The following is a 24,784-nucleotide window of genomic DNA, read 5'->3' as shown; positions in this document are numbered from 1 at the left end:
GGCGAAGATATTTCCTCGCCTCTCTTTCATATTTACTAAGATAATTATAGCATAGTCTGCCTTGAAAATCAAGGGATACGCTTTTATTTATCTACAAAGCCTAAAATAGACTCGATAAGATCTCTGCAACTAGCTGCCTCACTGATGGCTCGTCGATGCGGTTGTAGAGCTGCTCGAAGAGCTCGAGTGACTTTCCTCCTCACTCGTGCTGCTTGAAGAGGATGATGGTTGTGTTCGCTCACTTGAACTAGAAGAGCTAGTGACTGTGCCATCTGTTACGTAGAAAGTAATCTTGGTATTTGATTTCAATTTGATACTTTGTCCAGCTGCTGGAGACTGGGATGTCACCAAATCAGCTTGACTTGACTCTACAGAACGATCGATAACACGCTCAATTCGAGACGCAGAAATTCCCATCTCCATCAGATAAGCCCGTGCATAGGCATAGGAAACTTGGAGATGACCGAAGTCTGGCATTTCAACCCTAGTCACCGTTTTAGCCACTGTCAGGGTAATCTGTTTGTTTGATGTCACATCGTAAGAAGAACCTGCAGCCGGTGTCTGGCTGATAACAACTCCCTCTTCAACATCAGAATTCTCTTCTTCTACAATCTTGATTAGCTTTTCAGGGATATTGTAGGTGCTCTTCAGATGTTCGACCGCTTCAGAAGATTTTTGACCAACATAGTTTTCTACCGTAAAGGTTTTTGAGCCTTTAGAGACAATCAAATCCACTTTACTATTTTCCCGACGCTGGCTATTTACTGGCGGATCTGTCTTGATGACCTTGCCTTCTGCCACATTGTCACTGTAGTCTTCTTTGATTTCCCCTACTTCGAGGCCTTTAGCAGTAATGGTCGAACGGGCTTCCGCCACTGTTTGACCTGCTACATCTGGTACCGTAGTATTGGCAGGACTTTTATAGAGCAAGAAGAAGAAGGCTGCAAAAACCAAGAGAATGGCTAAGAACATAACCTTGTATCTAGCTCTCAAATGGCGTTTTTTCGGCTTCTTGACTGGAGCCTTCAAAACGGGAGCCTCTCTCTTCACATCAGCCGCAACTTTAGGCGCCACTGCTTCTGCGACAGGGCTTGGAGCTGACTGAGGAACCGGAGGAACTTTTGGCAGAGTTTTAGTATCTGCCTTGGCTCCATCATCAAAGACCAGTTTCTTTTCATTTCGGCGGTCATAGGATAAGCTGCTAGACAAGTCAACATACATCTCCGCAACGGACTGATAGCGATCACTCAGCTTTTTAGCCGTCGCCTTAATGACCACATTTTCCAAGGCCTGAGGGACATTCGAATTTTCTGCGATGATTGACGGCAGGGGCTTTTGGAAATGCTGCAAAGCAATTGTTACAGCACTATCTCCGTCGTAAGGGATATGCCCTGTCAGCATCTCGTAGAAAATAATCCCCATGGCATAAATATCGCTCTGCACAGTTGCTTTAGAGCCACGCGCCTGTTCTGGTGAAAGATAATGCACTGACCCCAACATCGAATTGGTCTGGGTCAGGCTGGTCTCTGCAAATGCCACGGCAATTCCGAAGTCTGTTACCTTAGCATTGCCATCTGGCGTCAAGAGAACGTTTTGGGGTTTTAAGTCACGGTGGACAATCCCACGTGTATGCGCTAAACGCATAGCTAGTAGGATTTGTCCCATGATTCGGACTGCTTCTTCATTTGAAAGTGGAGAATTTTCTTTGATATAGCGTTTGAGGTCAAGCCCAGACACGTATTCCATAGCCAGATACTGCTGGCCATCTTCTTCTCCAATATCGGAAATCCGGACAATGTAAGGATGATCCAAGTCCGCCATCGCTTTGGCTTCTCTCTGGAAGCGGGCAACTGCAATCGGATCTGTCTGATAATTGGTTCTAAGAACCTTTACAGCAACTTCCTCGCCATCAAGTATCAGGTCTCGTGCCAGATAGACATCGGCCATACCTCCACGGCCAATCTGCTTGATGATTTTATATCGCCCGGCAAAGATCTTGCCGATTTGAATCATTCCTGCTCCTCCTTGTCAAAACGAACCAGAGCAACTGTGATGTTATCCAGTCCTCCAGCATTGTTGGCAAAGCGAATTAAGGTTTCAGTTTTTTCAGACAGGCTGATGTCGCTGGTGACAATATCATAAATTTCGCTGTCTGAAATCATATTAGTCAGACCGTCACTGTTAAGCAGAAGGTAATCACCATCTTCTAACGTGATCATGCCGTAGTCAGGCTGCACTTCATCTTTTTGACCGATAGATTGAGTAATAATATTTTTCTGCGGATGGCGTTCCGCCTCTTCTTGTGTAATCTGTCCAGCCTTGAGCAAAGCATTAACAAGTGAATGGTCACTGGTTAATTGGCTATATTCCTCACCACGAATCAAGCCAATGCGAGAATCACCAATATGAGCATAGATAGCTTGATTATCAATAATGGCTAAGGCCTCTAGCGTCGTGCCCATGCCCTTGTATTCTTCGTCCTGACCAAATTGATGGATCCGCTGATTTTCTTGTTCCAAATGCTCTGCAAACCATTCACGGACTTGGTTCACTGAGTCAATCTGAGTATCAACCCATGCAGCACCCAGGTCTGTTACAGCCATTTCGCTGGCAATGTTACCAGCTCTGTGACCACCCATACCATCAGCCAAGATAATCATGGTCTTGCCAGCCCGATTTACAAAAAGATTGGCATAATCTTGATTATTTGTCCGCTTTTGACCAACATCTGTTAATATTGAAATTTCCATACTGTCAGTTTCCTCCTCTTAGTCCGATATCTTCCTAAATTGACTGATAAAAAATCCATCGCTTCCGTATAATTCCGGCGTAATCAAGATACAGCCGTCTTTCACGATATCTTCTCTTTCATGTTCTAGTCTAACTTGCTCAAAATTTGGATGTCTTTCTAGAAATTTCTTAACCACTTCAAAATTCTCTACAGACACAATCGTGCAAGTACTATAAGTTATTATACCACCTTTACGTAGACTTTGACAAACTCTGTCTAATATATCCAGCTGAATTTTTTGTAAATTTTCAAAATCTGCATTTTCTTTATTGTACTTAATGTCTGGTTTGCGACGAATCAAGCCGATTCCAGAGCAGGGAGCGTCCACTAGGATTTTATCAAAAGCATCTGGTCCAAAAGTCTCAAATACCTTGGTCGCATCCAGCTTTTGAGTTGTAATTTTATCTGCTAAGCCTAGACGATCTGCATTTTGACGAATCAAGTCCAGCTTATGGTCGTAAAGATCCAAGGCTGTAATCTGACCAGTCGTCAGATAGGAAGCCATGTGCACAGCTTTGCCACCCGGCGCACTGCAGGCATCCAGAATATGTTCATGCCCTTCAATCTGCAAGGTCGGAGCAACCAGCTGGCTTGACTCGTCTTGAATAGTAATCAGGCCTTTTTCAAAGAACTCATGACCAGCAAAATGGCCTTGTTTCTTGACCAAGGCTGAAGAAGCCAAGAGCGAATCGTCCGCACCCAAAACTGCTTTAATTTCTTCCTTTCGAGCCAAATCCGTCACTCGAATGCTGGCCTTGTTGCGTTCAAAGAGGCTTTCAAAAATAGCTTCCGCACGTTCTTCCCCGTATTCGTCAATCAAAACCTTGACTAGCCAGACCGGCAGAGAATACTGGACTGAGTAGCGCTTGTTCTTGCGGTTGATAGTGGCCGGATCAGCTGCACCTTCCCGCTCGATCTTCCGCAGGATGGCATTGACGTATTTTTCACTGCCACGCTTGCGGCCTTTTGCAATCTCAACAGCTTCATTGACAACAGCATGCTGGGGGATTTTATCCAGATAGAGCATCTGATAGAGGCTGAGCTCAAGCAGGATATAAAGCCAAGCATCCAGCTTATCTCTGTCCTCCACCCAATGAGCCAGCTGCCATTCCAGACTAATTTTGCGAGCGACCGTTCCATAGACCAGCTCCGTAACCAAGCTTCTATCAGCTGAACTGAGGGCACTCTGTTTCAGCACCTTATTGAGGGCAATATTGGAATAAGCGCCCTCTTCAAAGACTTCTTCCAGAATTTCCAGAGCAAGCTTGCGGGCTCTTTTTTGCTTACTTTCCAAATTCATCACCTACTGCTAAACTCCGACCCAGACCGTTGAGAAAGTCCTTGATGCCCATCTTGGGCTTGCCGAATGGCTGCACCGTCTTTAGAGAAAGGGCTCCCTGACCCGCTGCGACGACTAATTCTTTTTTGCTGATCGTCAGGATTTCACCCGGACGACCACTGCCTTCCGCTTGGCTAACTTCGTAAATCTTGAAGCGCTGACCAGCTAGCAGGGTATGGGCCACCGGCCAAGGATTCATGCCCCGAACCTGATTGAAAATCTGGCGACTGGTCTTTGTCCAATCAATCCGCTCTTGATCTGGGCTGATATTTGGTGAAAAAGTCACCAGATCTGGATCCTGAGGCTGGGCTTGAATCTCTCCCGCTACATAGGCTGGCAAGACTTCTAAAAGAAGATCGCGGCCAATCACAGCTAGTTTTTCAAAGAGAGTTCCGACATTATCAGACTCTTCAATGGCTATCGCTCGACTGGCAATCATATCACCAGCATCCATCTCTTTGACCATCTCCATAATAGTCACACCAGCTTCTTCATCGCCATTTATCAAAGCATAATGAATGGGCGCTCCGCCACGGTATTTGGGCAAGAGAGAGGCATGGACATTCACTGCGAAGTTAACGCTATCCAGCAAACGGCTAGGCAGAAATTGTCCAAAGGCTGCTGTCACGATGCCGTCAGCTCCCAAGTTCATAATCTCTTCCAAGTCCGCGCTTTTAGCTAACTTTTCTGGTTGGTAAACTGGCAAGTCATTAGCTAAAGCCACTTCCTTGACTGGTGTCATGCGGATTTCCTTTTTGCGACCCACCGCTCGGTCTGGTTGAGTAACCACCGCTAAAATGTCATATTGTTCGCTCTCCAACAGGCCTTTTAAGACCGTTGCTGAAAAGTCAGGCGTTCCCATAAAAATTAATTTCACTGTCATTTCCTCAAATCTGTCGCAGAATCCCGTCAGATGCGACTGTTTTTCTTTCTATTATATCAAAAAAGCGAGCAAAGCTGACAGCTCTCGCTCACTTTTGCCATCAGATAAAATTCTGGGGCTCGTTATCAATACTGAGCCGCAGGTCCTTGTTTTCCGCTTGCTGCGTTAACTCCAATACCTTATTGAGCGTGAGTTGCAGGTCATCCTCAAAGCGATACTTAAGTAAAATCTGATAGTGGTAGAGATTGTGGGTTCGGGCAATGGGTTTGGGTGTGGGACCCAAAATTTGCACCTTGTCCGACAGGCCACTCCGTAAAATATCCATGACTTGGTAAGATTTCTTGACTACTGTTTCCTCATCCTTGTGGGATAGGGTCAGACCGACTGTATAGTAATACGGCGGATAGCCCAACTGCCGACGAATCCCCATTTCATAAGCGTAGAAACCTTCGTAGTCCTGCTTTCTGGCAAAGTCAATGGCATAGTGATGAGGATTGTAAGACTGGATAAAGACTTGTCCTGCTTTTTCTGCCCGACCTGCCCGACCTGCTACCTGAGTCAGCAGCTGAAAAGTCCGCTCTGAAGAGCGAAAATCTGGCAGATTCAGAGCTGTATCCGCATTGAGAACACCGACCAAGGTCACATTAGGAAAATCCAGTCCCTTGGCAATCATCTGAGTTCCCAGCAGAATATCTGCCTGCCCCTGACCAAAGGCCTCTAGGATTTCTTCGTGACTCCCCTTTTTACGGGTCGTATCCACATCCATCCGCAGAATGTGAGCATCTGGAAAGAGAGTCGTCAGCTCATCATAGGCCTTCTGCGTCCCCGTACCATAATAGCGAATGCTGCGACTGGCACAATTAGGACAGGCTTGTGGAATGTCCTTGGTAAAGCCACAGTAATGGCAGTTCATGGTCTTGGTATCCATATGCAGGGTCAGGGAAATATCACAGTTGGGACAGGTGTCCACCGTACCGCATTCTCGACACATGACAAAGCTGGAATAGCCTCGCCTGTTGAGCATAAGAACCGTCTGCTCACCTTTCTCCAGACGATCCTGAATAGCTTCTAAGAGAACAGGAGTAAAATTACTAGCTTCATTTTGCCCAATGTAATCTCGAAAATCCACCACTTGAACCTGAGGAATCTGCGCCAGTGGGTTAGCCCGCCTGGTCAGCTGTAAAAAGTCATAGACGCCACGGCTGGCTCTGGCTCTACTTTCCAAACTCGGAGTCGCCGAACCCAACACCAATACAGCTTGATTGTACTGAGCTCGCAGGAGAGCCACTTCTCTGGCATGGTAGCGAGGATTGGAATCCTGCTTGTAGGAGGACTCATGTTCCTCGTCAATGATGATGGCTCCGATATTTGTCAGCGGAGCGAAGATGGCCGAACGCGCACCGACAACGACCTGAGCTTCTCCCCGCTCCACCTTGCGCCACTCATCGTACTTCTCACCGTCAGATAGGCCTGAATGCAAAATAGCCACCTTGTCGCCAAAGCGCGAGATAAAACGGTCAGTCACCTGAGGAGTCAAAGAAATTTCCGGAACCAACATAATTGCCGTCTTGCCCTGAACCAGAGCTTCCTCAATCACCTTGAGATAAACCTCGGTCTTGCCACTCCCCGTCACTCCTTCTAGCAAAACGGGTTGAGCCTTTTTTTTACCGATTTTTTCACAAATCGCAGCGACCGCGATTGCTTGCTCCGCATTGAGAACCAGCTTTTTATCCTGTCGCTCCTTTTGGAAATGCGCCGCAGACCGGCTGACCTCTCTCTCCTCTGTGTGAAGAAGCTCCTTTTCTAAGAAAATGTTGACCACTGCAGGCGAAAAGAGCTTGCGTAAGTCTTTGAGGCGACCTGATTGCGGATTTTCCAGCAGAAATGCCTGCAGTTCCTGCTGCTTTTTCGCTCGGGCAGATGGCAGGAACTGAGTCAATTTCTCTCTGTTCACATGATACCAAGTTTCTGTCTTAATATGCTTACGGTCCGTCGCTTGGTATTCCAAGCGAATCTTACCAGCCTGAGTCAACCGCATAAGCTTAGACTGACTTTTCTTATCCAAATCAGAAAAACGAAGACTAGCTTCCTGATCAAAAATGGACTGCCGCTCCTTAAAAGAAAGCTTCTCCGTTGGATAAAGTAACTTGTCGTAGCTGGAATTAAGAAGACTCGGCAACATGGCTTTCAGGATGGAAATTTTATAGGAAAAGACAGACTGGCGCAACTGGTCAGCCAACCAGAGCTGCTCCGCATTGAGAACCGGTCTAAAGTCCAGAACTTCTGCAATATCTTTCAATTCTCCAACATGTCCTGCCAGATCTTCAGCTTCCTCATCCGCCAAGCCAACAATAAGCCCTTGAATCAAACGCCCGCCCTTACCAAAAGGCACATGCACCCGCATCCCAGCTTCTAGCATCCCAGAAAACTCCTCTGGAACCGCATAGCTGTATGGTTTGTCCGTCTGCATCAGAGGAACATCGACAATAATCTTGGCAATTTTCACACTCTCACCTCGCTTGCCCTAAATGCCATATTCATAGAAAAAAATAAGATTGAGTAGCCCCAACCTTAAATCTTCTCACCCTCTTCTTTTTCTTTGGCAATTTGTTCTTTGATTTTGCGCTCTTCTTCTTCTTTGCGCAGTCGTTCCTCTTCTGCACGTCTGCGAACCGCTTCGCGTTTTCCTTCTGGATCTGGGTGAATCACAACATTACCAGATTCAATTTCTTCCAAAGCGCGTAGTGTTGATTTCACTGACTTGAAATCCTGAGTTGGCTTAGCACCAGCTTCTAGCTCATGGGCACGCTTAGCTTCTAAAATAACCAAAGAATATTTTGACGGTACCTTATCCAACAAGGTGTCAATAGACGGTTTTAACATCATAATTATTTACCTAATTTCTAACTTTATTAACGGACGACTGCTTCATCCTTAGGAAGCATGTCTTGATAGTGACCGATGACACGGTCTACACGAAAATGCTCGGCTTCAATCACACGTTTCACACGTTCAGCTGCCAAAGGTACTTGGTCATTGACAATGGCATAATCATACTCACGCATCAAGGCAATTTCTTCTTTTGCTTTCTCAATCCGCTGAGCAATCACTTCTGCACTGTCTGTGCCACGACCAACCAAACGGTCTTTCAACTCTTCCAAGTCTGGCGGAGTCAGAAAGATAAACACAGCATCGGGCACTTTCTTCTTGACTTGGAGTGCTCCTTGGACTTCAATTTCCAAAAAAACATCTATCCCCTTATCCAAGGTCTCATTGACATAAGTGAGCGGAGTCCCGTAATAATTGCCGACATACTCTGCATACTCGAGCATCTGCCCTTGACGGATCAACTCCTCAAACTCTTCACGAGTGCGAAAGAAATAATCAACACCATCAACTTCTCCAGGACGCTGCGGACGAGTCGTCATAGATACAGAATACTGAAACTGATTGTCCGTACTCTCAAAAATTTCCCGTCTTACTGTTCCTTTTCCAACACCTGAGGGGCCAGAAAAGACAATTAATAAGCCTCGTTCTGCCATCATATCTCCTTCACAATCTTTCTATCTAGTGTAACAAAATTGCGCTCATTTTTCAAGAAGATTCAAAGAGATTTCCTTGATAATCCTCTAGAATCCTGCTAGAGTTTAGACGATTTTATTCATCAAATAAACCTTGAAGGCTGGCAAAAGGACTATTGGCTTCTTTCTTTTCCATTTGCTGCTTTTGATAGTCTTCCTCCGTCAGCACCTGCCAGTCAATTCCCATAGGCATGGTCTCACCAGCTTCCTCTCCAGGAGTCAAAACTTTCAGCGGAATATGGAGCAAAATATTGTCCGCCACACTCGCTGCCAAATCGATCGTATCCCCCTCAAACGGCAGAACCAAATCATCTTCCAGCAAATCTTTTTGCATAGAGCCATCTTCGACAGAGGCAAAGACTTCATGAACCATGTAGTCTTCCACTATGTCAACTGGAGCCATGCTGCGACTAGAAGCGAGGGTAATCTGGTAGGTCAAGGTGTAATCCAAAAAATAAAGCCCATTTTCATACTGAGCCTGACCTCTAGCCACGATCTTCTGGATATCTAACACTTCACGATTACGTTCTTTTAGCTCTTGCGCCAAATCAAAGTCTTGATCAAACTGCAAGCCGCCAGCATTCTTCTTAATTTCTTGAATATTTAACATTTCAGCCTCGTTTTACATTATTTCTTTCTTCATTATATCATTTTCTCGGCCAAATACCTATACCCTAAACAGCCAATAAAATAACTAAAAACAAAATCTCTCAGCCACTTAGACTGAGAGACAACACGTTTTTCCTAAGAAGGGATTATTTTCGGAATTTGAATTGGCTGTAAAGACCAAAAACGATGATCCAGACAGCTGATCCGATTGCGCCCACTACCGTTGACTCTTGTAAGAAAAGAGTGACAAAGACAAAGGCAAAGAAGAGCATGGTCAAAGGATTGAGAAACTTGTAAGCTGGCATGAGATAACCATCTGCCATAAAATCTGGTGACTTACGATATTTGAGGTGGGCCAGCATAGTCAGAGCATAAATAGCGATGTAGACACCAGATGAGGAAGCCGTAATCAGAGCAAAGGAGTCCGATACTCCTGGAAGAATCTTGATAAAGGCCGCAAAGGCAATGGTAGCCGCTGAAGCCAAAATCGCATTCTGCGGAACATTTTGCCGAGATAGCTTCCCAGCTCCTATTTTCTCAAGAAAAGGATTGGGCGTATCGTGGGCAATCTGATACAAATGGCGACCTGTTGAGTAGAGGGTCGAGTTCAGTGCAGAGGCCGCTGAGGTCAGGACCACGAAGTTAATCAAGGCTGCCGCCCATTTGAGGCCCGCTAACTGAAAAACAATAACAAAGGGTGAGTCAGCCGTTGCTAGTTTTTCCCAAGGAATGATGGCCATAATAGCAAGGAGAGAGCCCCCGTAAAACAAGACAATCCGCAAAGGAATTTCTTTGATGGCCTTTGGCAAGACCGCCCGTGGATTAGCCGTTTCAGAAGTGGTAATCCCGATAAATTCAATGGCCTGATAGGCAAAGAAGACCATCTGGAAAGCCATGACAAAACTTACAAAGCCATTAGGGAAAAGCTGAAAACCTCGGCCAATATTCCCAAGACTGGCTACTCCGTGAGGCGTTTTAAAGCCTGTCAATACCATAAAGACAGCCGTTGCAATCAAAGCAATGATGGCTATAATCTTTATCATAGCAAACCAAAATTCGACCTCGCCAAAGACTCGAACCGCTATCAGATTGACCAAGCTAAGAAGGGCTAGAAAGACAAGCTGAATCATCCAAGCTGGCCAGTCAGGAAACCAGTACTGCACATACTGGGCAACAGCCGTAATCTCAGCCATTCCGATAAAAATCAGAGAAATCCAGTAGGACCAACCGGAAAAATACCCCCAGCCAGTTCCCAAATATTTGGTAATAAAGTTGATAAAGGTATGCTGGTCAGGGTCGTAGTAAAGCATTTCTCCAATCGCCCGCATCATCAGATACATGAAAAGACCCGTCAGCATGTAAATCAAGATAATGGATGGACCCGTCAAACTAATCGAACGCCCCGCTCCCAAGAAAAGACCCGTGCCGATGGTTCCAGCAATGGCTATAATCTGAACATGCCGATTTTGTAAGCCACGTTTCATCCCGTTCTTTTCTGTTTTTTCGTTGTTTTTCAACTCATTTTCACTCATTCAATCATTTCCTTTCACAAATCGCTTTATTGTATCACAATTCAGACAATTCTGCTAGAAATTCTTTCATTTTTATCTATAAAAGTTAGAAAAAATATTTATTTTTGTGCTAGAACCTGTTCATCTTCATCCTATGCTCTTAAATTTATCTTCTCTTTTGTAATAGATTACCACGGATGATGTCCCCAAACTCAGTAAATCCCCTATTTCAAACTCCAGCCACCGTCGATTTTGATAATCTCGCCCTGCATAGCAGCAGCCTTACCGCTTGCCAGAAAGAGGCTGACATCAGCCACTTCTTGAGGGTCTAGCCAGCGCTTGATCGGCGTTTCCTCAGCAACCCAGTCTGCCAGTCCGCCTGGCTCAAAGTCGGAGGCAGTCATGGCTGTCTTGACAGCGCCTGGCGCTAGGCCAAAGACTTGGATATTTTGATCCGCATAGTCCAGGGCTATCTGCTTGGTCAGGCCAGCCAGAGCATGCTTAGAAGCTGTATAGGCAGCACCGCCACCGCCAGCCAGAAAGCTAGCAATCGAGCACATGTTAATGATGATACCAGACTTCTTCTCCAGCATTTTCTGCAGGTAAAAGCGGGTGATTTTCATAGTCGCGGTCAGATTTAGCGCAAAAATCTGCTCCCAGTCCTCGTCACTGGTCTCGTGCAGGGGACGATAATCGTCCAAAATTCCAGCTGTATTGCAGAGAATGTCCACTTCAGGTAAGCTAGTGAAAAGTGGTGTCAAATCATCTGTCAAATCCATTTTAAAAAAACGTAGTTCATTTAGAAACCCCGGATTTTCACCCTTATCTACCCCATAAACGCGGTAGCCATTTTCCAAAAAGGTCAGAGCCTGAGCTCGGCCGATGCCAGAGCTAGCTCCCGTAACTAGTACCGTCTTAGTCATTCACTTCCACCCAATCTGTCGCCAGCACATCACAAGGAGTCGGACTCCACATGGAGAAGCCCTCCCCTTGGCCTGAAACATTGATGAGGAAATAAGGTGTCACCTCGAGAGCCACCCCATTCTGCTCAATCGTGTCAAAGAGCTGGACGTAGTTCTCTGCCCCACCCCAGCCTGTCCGCACATATTTTTTCTTGGCCTTAAGGCCAGGTAAAATTTCTTCAAATGTCATGGTTTTCTCCTTTATTATCTATAAACCTTGATTTGATAAGGTTTGTGAATCTCTGAAATGAGTTGGTTTTTAAATTTGTTCACCTTTTTGTGGACTTACAGACTATTTATGGCTTTTTCGTAGTATGAAACAGCCTCTTTTTCTTTGTCCTTGGATAGGTGACTGTAGATGTCCATGGTCATAGCCAAGGTAGCATGGCCTAACCGGTATTGTAATTCTTTATAGCTGATACCAGCATTGAGCAATAAACTAGCGTGAGTGTGGCGGAAGGCGTGAAAGGTAAAGCGGGGTATTCCAATTTCTTTGCAGCGCCGATCCAGGGAATCTTGCCTTGTGGCCATATTCTGATATTGCTTAGTCGGGATAGCAAATACTACAGACGGAGCACGCGCCCCATCTTCTACGAATAGTTGCCGCTGCCTATTTTTGTACAGCTTAAGCATATTGACTGTTTTCCGGTCAATACTAATCACTCTGACCCCTGCTTTACTTTTAGGCGGTCCTACTAGATCCACCAGCCTATTATAATTCTTTGATATGCTGATAGTCGCATTCTCCAAGTCGATATCAGACCACTCCAGAGCCACCGCTTCACCAAAGCGACAGCCAGTCGCAAGCAGTAAGCTGTACAGCACATAATCAAAATAATGACTGTATTTTTTAAATGCCAGCTTCTCCATATAACCTAAAAGAGACTTCAAGTCCTCCGGAGCGATAAACTTGATTGCTTTACTCTCACGCTTTGGCTTCCTGGGCAGGATAATATCCCTCGCTGGGTTGAATGGCAAGAGCTGCAGCGAAACGCCATATTTTAAGATACGGCTATTTATCGAGTGAACCAAGCGACTTGATAAGTCATTGATGAAACTCTGGATATAACTAGCGGCCAGCTTATCCAGTTTCATCTTTCCAAAAACTGGGATTAAGTGGCTATTCACCATTCTTTCTGTCGCTATGAAGGTTTGGGGTTTGACAGTCAGTCGGTAACTTTCCAGCCATAAGTCAGCCAATTCTTGATAATTCTTCACCCGCACAGATTTGTGAACCGTTGATCCGTTCGCTTTAAAGTCAAGCTGCGCGTGCTGGGCTTTGCTCTTGACCTCTTTTCTTGTCCGTCCCGTGATACTGGTCTTTACTTTCTTCCCTGTTACCTGATCCACTCCCAGATAGACACTTGCGCGGTACACATTGCTACCGTCTTTCTTTTTGACTTCTGTTATTTTCATGATATACCTTTCCATCAGCAGGCAAGCTGTTATTAAAAAGATTTTAGATTGAATTAGGTTTATATCATGCTAGGAGGTACGAGAACCCCTCTATTTTCGATTTTAATGAGTCGGGCGGTCAAATATACTAGAAAAGAAAACACGCGCTTAAACGGGCTTATATTGCGTTTTAAAACGTGGCATGTTTTGGGTGAATAATCTAGGTCAAAAAATGAGATTGTGAAGGTATGAGACTATTTATCCGCTAGGTGCTTGATTTGTCTTTCAAAGTCCGAGTTTATCTTTTGGGTTTTGTTGAATAGTTGGTATTCTGCTTTTGCTTTATCTTTCGCAGCCTTGGAAGTGATTTTCCCATGGCCTTCTAAAATATCGTATTCTTGGAAAGTCAAAAAGCGGTCAATGCTTTGGGATAGCTGCTGCATTGTCTGAGCTTTTCTTTGTTCAATTTGCCTTTCCAGGTAATCAAAGTAACTAGATATACCTCGTTCAAGAGATCGTATTTGTTTTTCGGTTAGGTAATTCTTTGCTATTTGGGTATCTGATTGCAGTATGCGACCGTCAGGGGAGTTTTTCCATGTAGTAAGCCCCATATTGTCCTTTGTATGATCTGCTTTAGTGTAGATGATTTCCGCAGCAGTCTGGCCAGTAATTGCATAATGGAACTTATTCTGTACATCAGCATAGAATTGCTTAGTCAACGTGCTTTGTGGGTCATAGTCGATAGAGATTTCAGCAAAAATATCTGTAATCTGTAACCATATACGACGTTCACTAGCTCGGATAGAGCGCACGCGCTCCAAGAGCTCACGGAAATAGTCTTTTTCCAGCAAGTTTTCGCCTTGTTTCAGACGGTTATCATCCATGGCGAACCCTTTTATCATGTACTCACGAAGTACCGAAGTAGCCCACTGTCTAAATCTCGTAGCTTTTTGGGAATTGACACGGTAACCAACTGAAATGATGGCGTCAAGGTTGTAGTAGCTGACATCCTTAGTTTGGGTTTTATCAGCAATTGCACCGTGTTTTGTGGTTATTTCCATTTTGGAAACAACCACCTTTTCTTCTAATTCTCCCTCTTCAAAGATATTCTTTAGATGCTTACTGATTGCAGGAACACCGACATCAAACAAGCGAGCCATTTCTTTCTGACTAGCCCAAATCGTTTCGCCTTTGATGATGACACTAGCTGTCTCGCTATCGTTGTCAGCAGTATAGATTAAGAATTGTAATTCGTTCATGAGATCCTTTCTAAAAAATTATGAGTAGTTGAGTTACGAGCATAGTATGGCGTTGAACTCCGAGCAAACGCCGAGAAATAGCACTATCAAAATTCACCTCCCCTTACTAATGGAGATTATCAGTTGTTCCCATTTTGGAAATACTAATTTTTGTGCTATAATAATGAAAAAGTCAGGAGGAGAAAGTATGGTTAAAGTTCGTAAGCTTCCTGTAATAGTAGATGCTATTCAAATTGATACAGAAATGTATATCAACACTTTAGAAGGAATTATGAAGGCTTCTCCGGGAGATTGGATTGTCACAGGCGTAGATGGTGAAAAATACCCTGTCAAACCAGATATTTTTGAGAAAACTTATGAAATTATTCGAGGTTAGATCTTTAAGGTCTAACCTTTATTTTTTTGACAATATCAGACGACCTTTTATCAAAAGCTTGATCAATGTATCTATTTGGGTTCTTTTTAAAATCATCCCATTTAACTAATATACAATACCGATCTTCTTCGCTCCATGCATGTTTGTCGTTGTCAAGAGGGAGATAAAAATTATAGCTAAACTCTTTAACAGTAGTGTCTTCATTTATTTTGACTACATCATGATTTTTAAAACAAGTAAAACACGCCTGCTCTCCTCTATAAATACGATCATACATCGAAGGTAAAACTACTCCTAAAAGTCCATTTCTTTTACCTGCTGAAGTATTCGATAGCGAGGCTTGCAATTCTCTTTTGATGTAATTTTGATTTTGGCAATAGTTATTCTCAGAACTTTCGGAACCGATAAGATGAATAGTGACTGTAGAATCTTTTAGATAATCTTCTCGTATTCTTCGCATGATGTAGTCTTCATCTTGCGAATCAATCGGTTCGTTTAGAGACTTGTCAATCATATCCACGTCTAAATTTTCCTGTATATATTTTTTGAACTCCATATCATGAGTTTTAAAAGATATAAAACATTTATGCGCGCTCATTGTTTTTCCTTTCGTTGAATAGTGTCCGTTTGCAAGTTAGCCCAATTTATATTTTCGCTTGAAATGATAGTTTCGCAACGTTCGACAAGCAAAGCGAAGCTATCGTTTTCATTTTTATAGACACCAGTTTCTGTTGAAAACATATATTTTTCATGTTTTAATGATTCTGCCGTTCTACGATAATCAATCCAATTATCACGGTGCTTTGATAAGGAAATAGCGCTTTCGCATAGAAGCATTCCACTTGCACAGATAGCTGATATAATCGAAAAATGCGGAGGCTCCCAAGCTGATAAAATCGGAATCATAAAACCGAGAAGTAGTTCGACATACTTTAGACATTTATACCACTTTTGATGCCATTGACTTTTGCTGTCATACCAATCAATTTGATTATCCAATCTAGATTTTAGATATTCATCAGATTCCATTTATTTTCCTTTCTGTATGTACTGAGGTTAAGATGTTAGTCATCTTTTCTTATTCTTCTAGATTTTTCCTTGAGGTTAGAAATAATGTCAGAAGCCCATTCACCAGTTTCAAGGTATTTTTTAATTTTAGATGCGTAACTTTTTAAAAATGCTATCTGCATTTCTAAATCTATTAATTCTGTCCCAGTAGCACCTTCCAAATAGGTTGATAACCCCTCAGCTGTTTGTTCAAGATAATCTTGCAAGTCCTCAAGACTTTCCAAAGGCTTAGATGCATTTTTTTGGAACAAATAGATATTAACGATATCTTCTATACCAAAATTTAAGAAGAAAGCCTTGTCAACAACTGCTTGAGTTCTTTGTAAGGCTGTTTTATCAATAGAGGCACCATTAAAAATTTTTTTAAAAAGTTCTTCTATAGCTTCCCAGTTATAATGACTTCCTCCGCGTTCCCCATGTAATAATTGACTTACAGTCATATCTCCAATCTTGGCTATAGATTTTAGGCGTTCAGGATTAGGAGTAGAAAGCCCGTTTTCCCATCGAGAGACTAGTCCTTTTCCTGCTCCAAAGAGCTTACCGAACTCCTCCAAAGTCATCCCTTTTTCTTGCCTTATGGATTTTATACGAGATCCTATTATTTTTTTATCTTCAACATCATTCATTAATCAAAGCCTCCTATTTGCTTCAGTCATATTGTATCAAACAGAAAGCTAAAAATCCACAAAATGTTGTAAAAAGTTACACAAAACTGTTGACATTCAATCTAAAATAGACTAAAATTGGTTGCATAAGGTTATAAAAAGGAGAGCGTTATGTACAAACCTAATAAGGTCAGAGGTTATCGTAACATGTTAGGAATGACCCAAAAACAAATGGGGGAAGCACTTGGAATTAGCAAGCAAAGCTATATGAACAAGGAAAAAGGATATGTGACTTTTAGAGATTCTGAAAAACTAGTTTTTAAAAATCTACTGATACCCTTGTTCCCTAACATAAAACTTGAAGATATATTTTTTTAGAAAGGGGGTTATATAATGTTGCATAATATACTGTATTAAACTATAACGAAAGGAGCCAAACCATGAAACTAGTCTACATGGACGGCAAGAAAGAGCCGTACACCACAAGCGAGATCATCGCTGAATGTGCTGGAGTACAGCATCACACTGTAACACGCCTACTAAGAAATCACAAAGAACGATTTACGGCGTTTGGATTTTATGGATTTGAAATCCATAAATTAGACGGAAAAGGACGACCTAAAAAGGTCTATCGTTTAAATGAGCAACAAGCTACTCTACTAATCACTTACTTAGACAACACACCGCAAGTTGTTGAGTTCAAGACAAACCTGGTCAAAGCATTCTTTGAAATGAGGGATGAGGTGGCAGAGTTTAAGCTGCAGCGTGCTTTAGAACAGCCCAAACGAAAAACCTTACACGACAGTATAGAGACATGGCCAGTTGCTCCTAAGCATGCTCACAGTACAATGAACAATCTTTTACTGAAAGGTGCTAGCGGTATGAATAAGCGCCAACTTATGGCGGCGCGTGGTGGCTATAATGGCATTGATAGCCTGACCAGTACCGAACTTGTCAGATACCAAGCCTTGGAAGATATGGCTATCGCTATGATTAACTTGGGCATGACCTATCAGGATATTAAGTCTATGGTCTTCAGACCAAAAGAAAACGCACCACAAGGCGCGTGAGAAGGTCAAACCACGTTTAACGGGTTTAATCTCAGCCCAGCAAGCCATGGACGAACTGGATATAAAATACAAGCCACCGCTAGAGGACGCTCGAAAAGTGTATTACAGGGTTAGCGAACTTTTAAAATTTTTGGGGGTGGAAAATGGCAAGGTATAACATACATCCCGCCCAAGGTGGCGGCAAGTATCATGATATGAAAATCTATAAGGATCGGCAGCCTAAACCTCTTACACACGAGGAACAAAAACGCTTAAAACGCCTGAAAAAGAAACGGAGAAAGGGGCGATAGGATGGCCATCTATGAAAGTCGAGGATTTGGATCACTAGTTCGGCCATATAAAGGCAAGCTAGAGCCGTTTGAGTATATCGCACAGTTTAAACCCATGTCAGTCCCAGAAGGTGCAGATATTGAGGAATACAAACGAACTGCAGCGCCCTACTGTCTAAGCGGCAAAGTGACCCCAGAAAAAAATGGCAGCTATTGCAGAAGTAATCAAAGTTTAGTGTATCGTGATTTGATTTTCCTTGATTATGATGAGATTGAGGGAACGACTGAGAGCTTTATAGAAGCTGTTTCTGGCGCTTTGTTTGGCTACTCCTATATCTTATACCCAACCATCAAACACACCCCAAAAAGCCCCCGTTTTCGCCTTGTGGTGAAGCCTAGCAGTGTGATGAATGAGGCAACCTATAAGCAGGTAGTCAAAGAGATTGCTGACAAGATAGGGATCCCCTTTGACATGGCTAGTCTGACCTGGTCACAACTCCAAGGGTTACCAGTAACAACTGGAGAACCAGCAGAATATCAAAAAATCGTAGAGCATGGGATAGATTATCCAGTACCACAGGGGAGTACTGAACCACTCAACAAAAAAACTACTACTGTTGCTCCTTACACCCCCAGAACAAACGGACAACGCTCTATCACTATGAGGGTCATAGACACCCTTTTCAATGGTTTTGGAGACGAGGGAGGGCGTAACGTGGCACTAACGCGCTTTGTAGGACTGCTCTTTAATAAGTGGGTAGATTGTGACATAGAAACAGCTTACGAATTGGCAAATATAGCTAACAGCGTGACGCCTGACCCGTTGCCTATCGAGGAGCTAGACCGTACTTTTACCAGTATAGCTAGAGCAGAATTTAGAAAGAGAGGGTAGAACAATCGAAAAAGAAGAATTGAAAAATCTAGAAAGCGAAATCTTAGATGCGCGTGAAACCGAGGATAAGTATTTCAAAACATTCAAAGGTGTTAGGGGACAACTAATCAAAGAATGCCAGGAACTCAAGGAAGAGGCTTATCAAGCAGCCTATGATGGAGTTATGGCTGATAGCAAGCACCTTGAAAATGTAAAAGACGGAAGATTGACCATAGAGCAGTACGAGGAACTAGCTAGACAAAAAGGGCAAGAAGCGATTAATAAAGCCCTACCCACTAAACCGCTAGGCGTGGCAATCATGCTGACAAAGCATATTCACTTTATCAGGATTAAACCAGAGGCACAAGGGCAAAAAGCCCCACTCTATTTCTATAACCCTGATTTTGGCATCTGGGTAGAAGATAACGAATTTTTACAGGATCTTATCTCTATAATCTTCCCAAATGCTACTGAGAAACAAGCCTTTGACACATTGTATAAAATTGCTAGACAGAGCCAAATGAAAGAGATTCAAAGTGACTATACTGTTATCGGTAAGCAACTTTACAATGCCAAATTAGGCATATTTGAAGATATTACACCAGCTATAACGGTCACACGAAAGATAAGAACGAGCTACAACCCTAACGCAAAAGAACCAATCATAAAAGGTTGGAAACCGACAACATAGCTTCTAGAATTGTTTGACGGTGATACGGAACTTTATAACCTCGCTATCCAGATCATAAAAGCCAGTATCACGGGGCAATCTTTGCAAAAAATCTTTTGGCTATTTGGTGAGGGAGGCACCGGAAAGGGCACTTTCCAGCAGTTGTTGATTAACCTGGTTGGGATGGAAAATGTGGCCAGTTTGAAAATTACAGGCTTAACTAAAAGTCAATTCTCAACCTCTATCCTATTGGGAAAATCCCTAGTTATCGGTGATGATGTGCAGAAAGACGCTGTTATAAAAGACACTTCAGATATGTTTAGCTTAGCAACAGGCGATATAATGACCATAGAAGACAAAGGGAAACGCCCTTATAGCATACGCCTTAATATGACAGTAGTACAATCTTCTAATGGTTTACCAAGAATGAACGGGGATAAGTCAGCTATTGATAGGCGATTTAGAATTTTACCTTTTACCAAAGTATTCAAAGATAAACCTAATAAGGCTATCAAAGACGATTACATTAACCGCAAAGAAGTTCTGGAGTACCTGGTTAAGTTGGCCGTTGAAACACCAATCGCTGACATTAACCCTACGAAGTCTATTGAAATACTTGAAGAACACCATAAGGACATGAACCCCGTTATTGATTTTGTTTCTAAGTTTTTTACTGATGAATTGACAAGTGAGTTTATCCCTAATAGTTTTGTCTATCACGTTTGGAAATGTTTTCTAGAATACTATGGTATTAAATAAAACAGGTCAGAAATGGGCTTACATCGAGAAATTAAAAGCAACTTGCCTGAAGGTTTCGCAGTTGGCCAGAAAACTATCCCAGCGGGTCAACAGATTCATAAAGGTTTTTATCCTAAAGAGGATTTACCGTCTTTTGCCAGTCTTAATTATTTCAATGGCAGAGAAACCCCAGAAAGACAGAAAAAACCCAAAAATGAACGAGGTTACTACAACAATAGGCTAAAACTTAAGAAAAAACGTTGAAATTTTATACACTTTATACACTAACTTATTTTTTTAACACACTTAGAAACACTGTATTATCAATGGTTTTAGACACTTCCCACACTTTATACACTTTTTTTGAAATTTCCCTATAAGAGTATTATAGAAAGCTCCCCTATTATTTGTTTATATATATTTTATTTTTAGTGTATAAAGTGTCTAAAGTGTATAAAATAAGACTTTATCCCTTGATATGACTGGGCTTTAATTTTATACACTTTCAAAACTAAGTGTATAAAAAACAAAAGAAGCGTCTAAAAAATGGAGGAAAGAAATGAAAATCAAGATATTTTATCAGCAACAGAAGCAAAGCCTACAGGAATTTGAATCTCAAGTCAACGACTTTATGGCAAGCGTTGAAGTTGTGGATGTGAAATGCACTGAAGCAACCGAGGGTGACTATGAGAATTTGAGTGCAACATTGGGGCTACTGGTCCTATATAAAGAATAAGGAGGAAGCCCATGACCGAACCAGCATACTTTGAACAAGCAGATCAGGAACTGAAGGAATTCAATCGCAAACGTGACGATTTCATGGCGGATGCAACACCAGTAGAACTTGCAGATACGCCTAAACTGATTGAACTAGGTGAGAAGCTCCGGACAGAAGACACCAGCATAAACGCCTATGAGTTATACAGACACCCCGAAGCGCGTGCAAAGTTATTCGCCCAAATCGCGGAAGCCTGCTTCTTGCTGATTGCAGATAGCTCACCAGTACCAGTGCAACCAACACAAGCTCAGCGTATCCATTTTTGCGAGTACCTGGAAGGGCAGTTCCAGAATATCATTAAGAAGTTGATTGCAGGCACAGACAAGCAAGCCCTAGAGTCTTTACTTGAAGCCCTGCAACTGCCCAAAGAAAAACAGGCTCAGTTTGTCCGTGATGTGGTAGTAAGTGGCTTACTCAGTGAAGAATAGCAGCAAAAGGGGCAGTGCCTCTTTTTGTGGCTTAATTGCTACTTATCCCAATAGATTTGGGTTTTCTATATATAGGTATTTGGAGCAAATGGAAACTATAAAATCAATAGCTATAGAGACATTTATAAAGCCATTGAAAATTAAAAATCTAACCCATGGCATAGCTGAGTTAGACGGCAGGAAACTAGAAATAGACTTAGATAATTTATATATCACCCTTGGCAAAGACTACTTTGATTTAGATAGAATACCAGGGACTAAGGGAGGCTATCGCTACTTCTTTCTATGCCCTATTTGTGGTCGGCGGTGTAGAATACTTTATAAACGATATTTGCTCTATGGTTGCGGATCATGCCAGAAAATACACAAGTCAACCCTGAACCGCAGTAAGACAGATTGTCAATACTATTGGGAGAGAGCACTGAGAGAGGCTAGAAAGGTAGAGCCAGGCTGGAGTCCTAAACGTGGCGGATATATGTTTGACGCTTTTCCTGAACGACCTAAGTATATGAAACGGGAACGGTACTACAAGCATTATCAGAAATTTGTTAATTACACTAGAAAAGGGGATAGATTTTGGCTGAATGGTTTGAGATTGTGAGACAATATGAAGTAGTTGCAATTTACAAAACAAATAAATACTACATATTAGACGGGTGTAATATCGGAATAACCTAGCTATATCAAGGTTTTTGACTGATTAGAGCGTTCCGAAAAGGGGTGCGCGTGCTCAAAGCTCGAGCAAAGCTGGAGAAAATGTAAAATATCCCCTACCATTTATCCAGAGAAGGAACAAATAACTTGCCTTATCTGCCTACAACATGCTCTCTGGTTCTGAAAAGTTCCTACATATTCCACCAGTCGTTAAAAATACAAAAAGCCAAGGCGCTCCGCCTCAGCTTGATTGATTCATGCTTCAAAGATGAAGTTATAGAGTTGAACAACCTTCTGAAAGCTCGGTGTGTCCATGGTGGTGATTTTTTGTGCCTGGCGTTCTCGAAAGTCGAAGGTGTAAAGCTGGAGCGGATTCACTGAGCCGTCTACCTCAGAGGACAGGACAGGGACCAGCAAGCCTAGCTTTTCTAACTTCTTCTGGCCATGCGTGACAGGGCAGACGGCAACGAAGCCAGTGCGTTCTGAGTATTCCTTACGAGATACCACCACAGCAGGGCGGCGCTTCTGTATCTCACGCCCGACAGATGGATCAAAGTCTATCCAGATGATATCCTGCTTTTCTGGGATATAGTTAGATTTCGCTGTCAAGTAGTTTCACCCCTTCAAAATCATTTTCCATACGGAGGTCAGCCGCTTCAGCGAATGGATCTGCAATCTTTGGAGCTAGGACGATCACATTATCAGCGCCTTTGTAAACGACCATTTCTTGACCTTCCGGGACCTCAAGCGCCTTGGGAATGGTCACAGTCAGAGAGTTCCCAACTTTACGGGTTTTTACTGTATTCATTTCTTTTCTCCTTCGTTTGTATATATCAAGTATATACTGAAAAAGAGAGAAAAGCAAGCAAAAAGCCAGCCTTGCGACTGACTCCTTGGTATAGATTTGATAGATTTATTATACCACAAGAGGAGGCTAAGGCATGACACCAGAGCAAGTAAAAGCAAAGTTAGAAGGTATTAGATGGTTAGATAAAGAGATTCAGAGTTTGCAGTTAGAACTTCAATATCTAGAACAAGGTCTATTTAAAAAATCAACTCTGACACAAACCAAAGTCCAGACTAGTAGAGTGAACAATACAGAGAATGAACTTGTCTATGTTTTGAAGTTGAAAAAAGATATACAAAACAGACTTTCCAATCTAATCGAGGAACGTTCAGAAACTTCTAAACTCATTGATAAACTGAGTGATCCTCTTGAAAGGTCAGTGTTGCGGATGTTCTATGTCAATCACTTGGAAATATGGAATATCGAAGACAAGATAGAAAAGTCAAAAACAACAATTTACAGAATAAAGAGTTCAGGAATAAAGAAACTTGCTAAGCTCATGGATGATAGAGCTTCTAAACTTACTTAGCAAAGCAGCTTCTTCCGCTGCTTGCCTTTTGGCCAAATGCTTCAGGCTATCACTTATACTGTTCAACGTTCGGAAACTACCCCCTATTTTTTTAATCGGGGGTATATTGTTTTGGTTTTAAAGGACGCGGCCTTTTCCGTGCGAAAAATTCCCTTTTTGAAAATTTTAAAGCGGAAAGAAATGCGGTATTATTAGGCTTTTAAGTTGATTTTTTAGCCATAATGCTACCCATTGACTAAGGATATTTATAAAAACAACCTAGTACTAACAAGTTCTTACACATTCCACCAGTTATCGTGAGGATGAAGCTACGCATGATCGAGCCGAGAGTGAACCAAGAAAGATTTTCATTTTTTAATTGAACAAGGAGCGAACAAAGAGGACTGCAAATATCGAGAGTAATAAAAGATTAATAATATCAAAGGCAGGGGCTATGGGCCTACCCTCTACTCTTTACGGCCTTCACACCAGCACTATACATTTTTTCACGGAACAATTAAGAAAAGGAGTATGCTTTTTACGGCCGATATGGACATAAGGATAAGAATTATTCTTCACAGATTTAGATTAAGAGGAAATATGATATAATCAAGATATAAAGGATAGAGGTTGAAAAGTATCCGCCTCCAACGCGCCACTTAGCTAGTGGGTCGAGAAATGCGGGCGACATTCGGCGGTCCCGCCTATCCTTTCTTATAGCTAGCCCTTAGAAAAAAATCTAGGGGCTTTTGTGAAGTTATAACTCTACAAAGCATGCACCTCATGATATAATATATCTATCAGCAACTCCACAAGTAATTAAAAAAGCACCTTGTGGGGTGCTAGTTCTTGCCTGCTGAACTCATCAAATTTCAGGCCCTTTTGAGGTCTTTTTTTGTTCACCTTTTTGTGGACTCCTGAAGAATATCAAAGATGAACTAATATGGGTATTCTTGCTATAAACCGCTATAAATCACTGTAAAGAGACACTAAAGAATATCTACAATCATGGTTTTTCTAAATTTCTTCAAATGTCATGTTTTTCTCCTTTTGTTTATTAATACTCTTATCAAAATTTGCTATTAGCAGTCATAGGTAAGTTAAAGCTTCTTCTCCATCTCCACAAAGAGATGAATATCGCCATTGCTTTCCTGCGGAATGCGCCTCACCACTTCAAAGCCCATGTTGAGATAAAGCTGCTGGGCTCGGTGATTGAAGTCAGCTACGGATAGCCTTATGACTTGGGGCGCAAAATTTTTCATGATAAAGTCCAGAATTTCCTGCAGAAATGAAGCGCCTTGGCCTTTTCCGCAGTGCTCCGGCTTCATGCCCAAACCAAGCTCTAAAGTTCGCTCACCTTTCTCCTCCAAGCAGAAAAATCCATAGAGCTTCCCCTCTCGCACCACTTGATAATAACGGTCCCCACGCGCTTCTGGAGAAACCAGTTCTTCATAATCTTCCAGGTCATTTTTCATATCATAAAAGTCATAAGGCGCCTCATAATGCCAGTCCTTAGCAATTTCCAAAGCATGTTGCTGGCTTAGTGGTTCAATCATCATCTACTCCTCCTTT

The 24,784-nt window shown here is 42.5% G+C and carries 28 protein-coding genes and 1 pseudogene; 10 read left to right on the top strand and 19 right to left on the bottom strand.

All coding sequences use genetic code 11. The annotated features are described in order from the left end of the window. Window positions 1-138 precede the first annotated feature (138 nt). The 13 genes from pknB to rhuM all read right to left on the bottom strand — a co-directional run bounded on the left by pknB (window position 139) and on the right by rhuM (window position 14,330). Window positions 139-2,013: a Stk1 family PASTA domain-containing Ser/Thr kinase gene (pknB, locus tag FXF62_RS05370; protein ID WP_149517940.1), complete on the bottom strand. Its 1,875-nt coding sequence runs from the start codon at window positions 2,011-2,013 to the stop codon at window positions 139-141. After that, window positions 2,010-2,750, bottom strand: a complete 741-nt coding sequence (locus FXF62_RS05365) for a Stp1/IreP family PP2C-type Ser/Thr phosphatase (protein ID WP_045498827.1) — start codon at window positions 2,748-2,750, stop codon at window positions 2,010-2,012. Before FXF62_RS05365 ends, pknB begins: the two co-directional genes overlap by 4 nt. Window positions 2,751-2,768: 18 nt before the next feature. Continuing rightward, complete coding sequence (rsmB, locus tag FXF62_RS05360) at window positions 2,769-4,085, bottom strand: 16S rRNA (cytosine(967)-C(5))-methyltransferase RsmB (protein ID WP_187984241.1); 1,317 nt, start codon at window positions 4,083-4,085, stop codon at window positions 2,769-2,771. Then, entirely contained in the window at window positions 4,075-5,013 is a 939-nt protein-coding gene (fmt, locus tag FXF62_RS05355; protein WP_149517939.1) for a methionyl-tRNA formyltransferase, read from the bottom strand. Before fmt ends, rsmB begins: the two co-directional genes overlap by 11 nt. Before the next feature lie 100 nt (window positions 5,014-5,113). Then, complete coding sequence (locus FXF62_RS05350) at window positions 5,114-7,519, bottom strand: primosomal protein N' (protein WP_149517938.1); 2,406 nt, start codon at window positions 7,517-7,519, stop codon at window positions 5,114-5,116. A gap of 65 nt (window positions 7,520-7,584) precedes the next feature. Beyond that, window positions 7,585-7,899, bottom strand: a complete 315-nt coding sequence (gene rpoZ / locus FXF62_RS05345; protein ID WP_005590937.1) for a DNA-directed RNA polymerase subunit omega — start codon at window positions 7,897-7,899, stop codon at window positions 7,585-7,587. Window positions 7,900-7,925: 26 nt separating this feature from the next. Beyond that, entirely contained in the window at window positions 7,926-8,558 is a 633-nt protein-coding gene (gmk, locus tag FXF62_RS05340) for a guanylate kinase (RefSeq protein WP_187984240.1), read from the bottom strand. 112 nt (window positions 8,559-8,670) lie between these two features. Next, on the bottom strand, window positions 8,671-9,204 hold the full coding sequence (locus tag FXF62_RS05335; RefSeq protein ID WP_149517937.1) for a DUF177 domain-containing protein: 534 nt from the start codon (window positions 9,202-9,204) through the stop codon (window positions 8,671-8,673). Window positions 9,205-9,349: 145 nt separating this feature from the next. Further along, entirely contained in the window at window positions 9,350-10,735 is a 1,386-nt protein-coding gene (locus tag FXF62_RS05330; RefSeq protein WP_187984239.1) for an amino acid permease, read from the bottom strand. A gap of 203 nt (window positions 10,736-10,938) precedes the next feature. Further along, window positions 10,939-11,637: a 3-oxoacyl-ACP reductase gene (locus FXF62_RS05325; protein ID WP_149517936.1), complete on the bottom strand. Its 699-nt coding sequence runs from the start codon at window positions 11,635-11,637 to the stop codon at window positions 10,939-10,941. Further along, complete coding sequence (locus FXF62_RS05320; RefSeq protein WP_149517935.1) at window positions 11,630-11,866, bottom strand: DUF2829 domain-containing protein; 237 nt, start codon at window positions 11,864-11,866, stop codon at window positions 11,630-11,632. The genes FXF62_RS05325 and FXF62_RS05320 overlap by 8 nt, the downstream gene beginning before the upstream one ends. 95 nt (window positions 11,867-11,961) lie before the next feature. Beyond that, window positions 11,962-13,092 carry a tyrosine-type recombinase/integrase gene (locus FXF62_RS05315; RefSeq protein WP_149517934.1) on the bottom strand — a complete coding sequence of 377 codons (1,131 nt, stop codon included), beginning with the start codon at window positions 13,090-13,092 and terminating at the stop codon, window positions 11,962-11,964. Window positions 13,093-13,325: 233 nt separating this feature from the next. Next, window positions 13,326-14,330, bottom strand: a complete 1,005-nt coding sequence (gene rhuM / locus FXF62_RS05310) for a RhuM family protein (protein ID WP_149517933.1) — start codon at window positions 14,328-14,330, stop codon at window positions 13,326-13,328. 187 nt (window positions 14,331-14,517) lie between these two features. On the opposite strand from rhuM, the gene FXF62_RS05305 reads away from it, so the two are divergent. Then, complete coding sequence (locus tag FXF62_RS05305; RefSeq protein WP_149517932.1) at window positions 14,518-14,706, top strand: hypothetical protein; 189 nt, start codon at window positions 14,518-14,520, stop codon at window positions 14,704-14,706. Window positions 14,707-14,710: 4 nt separating this feature from the next. Here the strand turns inward: FXF62_RS05305 and FXF62_RS05300 are convergent, their stop codons facing one another. Genes FXF62_RS05300 through FXF62_RS05290 form a run of 3 tightly spaced genes read right to left on the bottom strand, consistent with a single transcriptional unit; the run spans window position 14,711 to window position 16,400 of the window. After that, the gene (locus FXF62_RS05300; RefSeq protein WP_001272713.1) at window positions 14,711-15,304 is read right to left on the bottom strand and encodes a TIR domain-containing protein; all 594 of its coding nucleotides are present in this window, start codon (window positions 15,302-15,304) and stop codon (window positions 14,711-14,713) included. Beyond that, window positions 15,301-15,735 carry a DUF4231 domain-containing protein gene (locus FXF62_RS05295; protein WP_149517931.1) on the bottom strand — a complete coding sequence of 145 codons (435 nt, stop codon included), beginning with the start codon at window positions 15,733-15,735 and terminating at the stop codon, window positions 15,301-15,303. The genes FXF62_RS05300 and FXF62_RS05295 overlap by 4 nt, the downstream gene beginning before the upstream one ends. A 35-nt stretch (window positions 15,736-15,770) precedes the next feature. Beyond that, window positions 15,771-16,400: a helix-turn-helix domain-containing protein gene (locus FXF62_RS05290; protein ID WP_149517930.1), complete on the bottom strand. Its 630-nt coding sequence runs from the start codon at window positions 16,398-16,400 to the stop codon at window positions 15,771-15,773. 150 nt (window positions 16,401-16,550) lie between these two features. On the opposite strand from FXF62_RS05290, the gene FXF62_RS05285 reads away from it, so the two are divergent. From FXF62_RS05285 to FXF62_RS10875, 8 genes and pseudogenes are all read left to right on the top strand, one after another. After that, a complete protein-coding gene (locus FXF62_RS05285; protein ID WP_149517929.1) occupies window positions 16,551-16,757 on the top strand; it encodes a helix-turn-helix transcriptional regulator in 207 nt (68 codons plus the stop codon). 62 nt (window positions 16,758-16,819) lie between these two features. Next, window positions 16,820-17,449 (top strand): Rha family transcriptional regulator, encoded by a 630-nt coding sequence (locus FXF62_RS05280; RefSeq protein WP_149517928.1) that lies wholly within the window; start codon window positions 16,820-16,822, stop codon window positions 17,447-17,449. After that, entirely contained in the window at window positions 17,391-17,606 is a 216-nt protein-coding gene (locus FXF62_RS10880) for a hypothetical protein (protein WP_262881599.1), read from the top strand. Before FXF62_RS05280 ends, FXF62_RS10880 begins: the two co-directional genes overlap by 59 nt. 134 nt (window positions 17,607-17,740) lie before the next feature. After that, window positions 17,741-18,610, top strand: a complete 870-nt coding sequence (locus FXF62_RS05270) for a primase alpha helix C-terminal domain-containing protein (RefSeq protein ID WP_149517927.1) — start codon at window positions 17,741-17,743, stop codon at window positions 18,608-18,610. 19 nt (window positions 18,611-18,629) lie between these two features. Further along, a pseudogene (locus tag FXF62_RS05265) lies at window positions 18,630-20,261 on the top strand (phage/plasmid primase, P4 family). Between the two features lie 295 nt (window positions 20,262-20,556). Beyond that, window positions 20,557-20,733, top strand: a complete 177-nt coding sequence (locus FXF62_RS10740) for a hypothetical protein (RefSeq protein ID WP_187984238.1) — start codon at window positions 20,557-20,559, stop codon at window positions 20,731-20,733. 11 nt (window positions 20,734-20,744) lie between these two features. Then, window positions 20,745-21,203: a hypothetical protein gene (locus FXF62_RS05260; RefSeq protein ID WP_149517926.1), complete on the top strand. Its 459-nt coding sequence runs from the start codon at window positions 20,745-20,747 to the stop codon at window positions 21,201-21,203. Between the two features lie 97 nt (window positions 21,204-21,300). Beyond that, window positions 21,301-21,804, top strand: a complete 504-nt coding sequence (locus tag FXF62_RS10875) for a hypothetical protein (RefSeq protein WP_149517957.1) — start codon at window positions 21,301-21,303, stop codon at window positions 21,802-21,804. Between the two features lie 308 nt (window positions 21,805-22,112). Here FXF62_RS10875 and FXF62_RS05250 read toward each other — a convergent pair whose 3' ends face one another. Continuing rightward, entirely contained in the window at window positions 22,113-22,466 is a 354-nt protein-coding gene (locus tag FXF62_RS05250; RefSeq protein ID WP_062198914.1) for a type II toxin-antitoxin system PemK/MazF family toxin, read from the bottom strand. Further along, window positions 22,450-22,665, bottom strand: a complete 216-nt coding sequence (gene mazE / locus FXF62_RS05245; RefSeq protein WP_149517925.1) for a type II toxin-antitoxin system PemI/MazE family antitoxin — start codon at window positions 22,663-22,665, stop codon at window positions 22,450-22,452. Before mazE ends, FXF62_RS05250 begins: the two co-directional genes overlap by 17 nt. A 133-nt stretch (window positions 22,666-22,798) precedes the next feature. Between mazE and FXF62_RS05240 the strand changes: the two genes are divergently transcribed. Beyond that, a complete protein-coding gene (locus FXF62_RS05240) occupies window positions 22,799-23,233 on the top strand; it encodes a DUF1492 domain-containing protein (RefSeq protein WP_149517924.1) in 435 nt (144 codons plus the stop codon). A gap of 1,079 nt (window positions 23,234-24,312) precedes the next feature. Here FXF62_RS05240 and FXF62_RS05235 read toward each other — a convergent pair. Continuing rightward, window positions 24,313-24,771, bottom strand: a complete 459-nt coding sequence (locus FXF62_RS05235) for a GNAT family N-acetyltransferase (RefSeq protein ID WP_149517923.1) — start codon at window positions 24,769-24,771, stop codon at window positions 24,313-24,315. Between the last annotated feature and the right edge of the window lie 13 nt (window positions 24,772-24,784).

The sequence above is a fragment of the Streptococcus cristatus genome, assembly GCF_008369405.1.
GTDB lineage: Bacteria > Bacillota > Bacilli > Lactobacillales > Streptococcaceae > Streptococcus > Streptococcus cristatus_G.
Note: the sequence above shows the minus strand (reverse complement) of the source record. Positions and strands in the feature narration are given on the sequence as shown.

What these genes read in the sequence shown, in the direction of transcription:
- rpoZ (WP_005590937.1), bottom strand. Translation starts at nt 7,899, where the DNA reads ATGATGTTAAAACCGTCTATTGACACCTTGTTGGATAAGGTACCGTCA.
- FXF62_RS05260 (WP_149517926.1), top strand. Translation starts at nt 20,745, where the DNA reads ATGACCGAACCAGCATACTTTGAACAAGCAGATCAGGAACTGAAGGAA.
- FXF62_RS05330 (WP_187984239.1), bottom strand. Translation starts at nt 10,735, where the DNA reads ATGAGTGAAAATGAGTTGAAAAACAACGAAAAAACAGAAAAGAACGGG.
- FXF62_RS05280 (WP_149517928.1), top strand. Translation starts at nt 16,820, where the DNA reads ATGAAACTAGTCTACATGGACGGCAAGAAAGAGCCGTACACCACAAGC.
- fmt (WP_149517939.1), bottom strand. Translation starts at nt 5,013, where the DNA reads ATGACAGTGAAATTAATTTTTATGGGAACGCCTGACTTTTCAGCAACG.
- FXF62_RS05365 (WP_045498827.1), bottom strand. Translation starts at nt 2,750, where the DNA reads ATGGAAATTTCAATATTAACAGATGTTGGTCAAAAGCGGACAAATAAT.
- rhuM (WP_149517933.1), bottom strand. Translation starts at nt 14,330, where the DNA reads ATGAACGAATTACAATTCTTAATCTATACTGCTGACAACGATAGCGAG.
- FXF62_RS05300 (WP_001272713.1), bottom strand. Translation starts at nt 15,304, where the DNA reads ATGAGCGCGCATAAATGTTTTATATCTTTTAAAACTCATGATATGGAG.
- FXF62_RS05235 (WP_149517923.1), bottom strand. Translation starts at nt 24,771, where the DNA reads ATGATGATTGAACCACTAAGCCAGCAACATGCTTTGGAAATTGCTAAG.
- FXF62_RS05240 (WP_149517924.1), top strand. Translation starts at nt 22,799, where the DNA reads ATGACACCAGAGCAAGTAAAAGCAAAGTTAGAAGGTATTAGATGGTTA.
- mazE (WP_149517925.1), bottom strand. Translation starts at nt 22,665, where the DNA reads ATGAATACAGTAAAAACCCGTAAAGTTGGGAACTCTCTGACTGTGACC.
- FXF62_RS05305 (WP_149517932.1), top strand. Translation starts at nt 14,518, where the DNA reads ATGGTTAAAGTTCGTAAGCTTCCTGTAATAGTAGATGCTATTCAAATT.
- FXF62_RS05315 (WP_149517934.1), bottom strand. Translation starts at nt 13,092, where the DNA reads ATGAAAATAACAGAAGTCAAAAAGAAAGACGGTAGCAATGTGTACCGC.
- FXF62_RS05325 (WP_149517936.1), bottom strand. Translation starts at nt 11,637, where the DNA reads ATGACTAAGACGGTACTAGTTACGGGAGCTAGCTCTGGCATCGGCCGA.
- FXF62_RS05295 (WP_149517931.1), bottom strand. Translation starts at nt 15,735, where the DNA reads ATGGAATCTGATGAATATCTAAAATCTAGATTGGATAATCAAATTGAT.
- FXF62_RS10740 (WP_187984238.1), top strand. Translation starts at nt 20,557, where the DNA reads ATGAAAATCAAGATATTTTATCAGCAACAGAAGCAAAGCCTACAGGAA.
- gmk (WP_187984240.1), bottom strand. Translation starts at nt 8,558, where the DNA reads ATGATGGCAGAACGAGGCTTATTAATTGTCTTTTCTGGCCCCTCAGGT.
- FXF62_RS05285 (WP_149517929.1), top strand. Translation starts at nt 16,551, where the DNA reads ATGTACAAACCTAATAAGGTCAGAGGTTATCGTAACATGTTAGGAATG.
- FXF62_RS05270 (WP_149517927.1), top strand. Translation starts at nt 17,741, where the DNA reads ATGGCCATCTATGAAAGTCGAGGATTTGGATCACTAGTTCGGCCATAT.
- FXF62_RS05335 (WP_149517937.1), bottom strand. Translation starts at nt 9,204, where the DNA reads ATGTTAAATATTCAAGAAATTAAGAAGAATGCTGGCGGCTTGCAGTTT.
- FXF62_RS05290 (WP_149517930.1), bottom strand. Translation starts at nt 16,400, where the DNA reads ATGAATGATGTTGAAGATAAAAAAATAATAGGATCTCGTATAAAATCC.
- pknB (WP_149517940.1), bottom strand. Translation starts at nt 2,013, where the DNA reads ATGATTCAAATCGGCAAGATCTTTGCCGGGCGATATAAAATCATCAAG.
- FXF62_RS05320 (WP_149517935.1), bottom strand. Translation starts at nt 11,866, where the DNA reads ATGACATTTGAAGAAATTTTACCTGGCCTTAAGGCCAAGAAAAAATAT.